At 65.5% G+C, this 1,223-nt stretch carries 1 protein-coding gene; it reads left to right on the forward strand.

The window, feature by feature from the left end:
• The coding region (locus tag AC1DTQ_RS18810) for a hypothetical protein (RefSeq protein WP_477851567.1) at positions 1 to 1,223 on the forward strand (1,223 nt) is incomplete at both ends.

Genomic DNA, 1,223 nt, shown 5'->3' on the forward strand with positions numbered 1-1,223 from the left:
GACCTACCAGATCTGCGAGCAATCCAATCCTGCCAATTGCGATAGTGCGGTGGTGACGGTGGTGGTGGCTGCGGCGGCGATCGACGCGGTCAACGACATCGCCGGTCCGGTCTCGGGCACGGCCGGTGGAACGGCGGTGATCAACGTACTGAGCAACGACACGCTCGATGGCGTGGCGGTGGTGCCGACGCAGATCACCCTGACGCCGACCAACAGCGGTCCGCTGACCATCAACCCGGACGGCACGGTGGACGTGGCCCCGGGTACGCCGGTGGGCACTTATACGGCCAGCTACCAGATCTGCGAAATCCTCAACCCGAGCAACTGCGATACCGCCACGGTATCGATAGCGGTGCAAGCGGCGCTGATCAATGCCGCCGACGATACCGCCGGTCCGGTCAATGGAGGACCCGGCGCCATTGCAGTGACTAACGTGTTGAACAACGACACGCTCGATGGCGTGGCGGTGGTACCGGCGCAGATCACCTTGACGCCGACCAACAGCGGTCCGCTGACCATCAACCCGGACGGCACGGTGGATGTGGCGGCGGGCACGCCGGTGGGCACCTACACGGCCAGCTACCAGATCTGCGAGAACCTCAATCCGGCCAACTGCGACACCGCCACCGTGACCGTGACCGTAAGCACGGCCACGATCAACGCGGTCGACGATCTGGCCGGTCCGGTCAATGGCGCCAGCGGCGCGGTTGCGGTGATCAATGTGCTGGGCAACGATCTGCTCAACGGCGTGGCGGTAGTGCCGGCGCAGATCACCCTGACACCGACCAACAGCGGTCCGCTGACCATCCACCCGGACGGCACGGTGGATGTGGCGGCGGGCACGCCAGTGGGCAGCTACACAGCCAGCTACCAGATCTGCGAGAACCTCAACCCGAGCAACTGCGACAGCGCCACGGTGACCGTCAGCGTCTCGGCCGCCACCATCGATGCGGTCAACGACACGGCCGGTCCGGTTCCCGGAGCCAGCGGCGGCACGGCGGTGACCAACGTACTGAGCAACGACACGCTCAACGGCGCAGCGGTGGTGCCGAGCCAGATCACGCTCACCCCGACCAATAGCGGACCGATCACCATCAATGGCGACGGCACGGTCGATGTCGCCGCCGGCACTGCTGCAGGCAGCTACGCGGCCAGTTACCAGATCTGCGAAATCCTCAACCCCACCAACTGCGATACCGCCATCGTCAATGTCACCGTCGGCG

It is taken from the genome of Pseudoxanthomonas sp. P4_B2 (genome assembly GCF_056402315.1).